Origin of the sequence: Pseudomonas sp. 34 E 7, assembly GCF_900005715.1 — a bacterium.
Taxonomy (GTDB): domain Bacteria; phylum Pseudomonadota; class Gammaproteobacteria; order Pseudomonadales; family Pseudomonadaceae; genus Aquipseudomonas; species Aquipseudomonas orientalis_A.
Map to the genome: position 1 here is coordinate 1 of NZ_CVTX01000072.1, position 1,517 is coordinate 1,517.

A 1,517-nucleotide genomic window follows, 5' to 3' on the forward strand; every position below is an offset into this window, starting at 1 on the left:
CCGCCGATCTGCAGACCGCCGTGATGAAAACGCGGATGCAGCCGATCAAGAAAGTCTTCGGCCGCTTCCCGCGCCTGGTTCGCGACCTGGCGCGCCAGCTCAAGAAAGAAATCACCCTGGAACTGGTGGGCGAAGAAACCGACCTCGACAAAAACCTTGTCGAGGCCCTGGCCGACCCGCTGGTCCACTTGGTGCGCAACGCCGTCGACCACGGCGTGGAAACCCCGGAAGAACGCGAAGCCTCGGGCAAGTCACGCAACGGCAAGGTGATCCTGGCGGCGGAGCAGGAGGGCGACCACATCCTGCTGTCGATTACCGATGACGGCAAAGGCATGGACCCGACCATCTTGCGCAATATCGCCGTCAAGCGCGGTGTGATGGACAAGGACGCCGCCGACCGCCTGACCGACACCGAGTGCTACAACCTGATCTTCGCGCCGGGTTTCTCGACCAAGACCGAGATTTCCGACGTGTCCGGGCGTGGCGTCGGCATGGACGTGGTGAAGACCAAGATCAGCCAGCTCAACGGCTCGATCAATATCTACTCGACCAAGGGCCAGGGCTCCAAGATCGTCATCAAGGTGCCGTTGACCCTGGCGATCATGCCGACCCTGATGGTGATGCTGGGCAACCAGGCGTTTGCTTTCCCGCTGGTCAACGTCAACGAGATCTTCCACCTCGACCTGTCGCGCACCAACGTGGTGGACGGCCAGGAAGTGGTGATCGTGCGCGACAAGGCCTTGCCGCTGTTCTACCTCAAGCGCTGGCTGGTGGCGTCGGCCAAGCATGAAGAGCAGCGCGAGGGCCATGTGGTGATTCTGTCGGTGGGCACCCAGCGCATCGGCTTTGTGGTCGATCAACTGGTGGGCCAGGAAGAAGTGGTGATCAAGCCTTTGGGCAAGATGCTGCAGGGCACCCCGGGCATGTCGGGTGCCACCATCACCGGTGACGGTCGCATCGCGCTGATTCTCGATGTTCCGAGCATGCTCAAGCGTTACGCCGCACGGCGTATTTGATTCTGGCGGGGCAGGGCGCGCGAGTGCCCGCCCCGTCTAACGGAGTGTTTATGGCAGTCAAGGTCCTGGTGGTGGACGATTCGGGTTTCTTCCGCCGCCGCGTCTCGGAGATTCTTTCCGCCGATCCAACGATCCAGGTAGTCGGCACGGCCACCAACGGCAAAGAGGCGATCGAACAAGCCATTGCGTTGAAGCCGGACGTGATCACCATGGACTACGAAATGCCGATGATGGATGGCATCACGGCCGTGCGTCATATCATGCAACGTTGCCCGACACCGGTGTTGATGTTCTCCTCGCTGACCCACGAAGGCGCCCGGGTGACCCTGGATGCGCTGGACGCCGGCGCGGTGGATTTCCTGCCCAAGAATTTCGAAGACATCTCGCGCAACCCCGAGAAGGTCAAGCAGATGCTGTGCGAGAAAGTGCACAGCATTTCACGCAGTAACCGCCGCAGCCTGTTCAGCGCGCCAGCCCCTGCACCGACGCCTGCACCCGCAG

The 1,517-nt window shown here is 61.7% G+C and carries 2 protein-coding genes; both read left to right on the plus strand.

Going from position 1 to position 1,517, the window contains the following annotated elements; translation table 11 throughout:
• Positions 1-1,016 (plus strand): chemotaxis protein CheA (locus BFP96_RS03400; RefSeq protein WP_139113329.1); only part of this gene is annotated, 1,016 nt, incomplete at its 5' end.
• Positions 1,017-1,066: 50 nt separating this feature from the next.
• Positions 1,067-1,517, plus strand: a 451-nt coding sequence (locus BFP96_RS03405) for a response regulator (RefSeq protein ID WP_139113330.1), incomplete at its 3' end; no start/stop codon positions are given.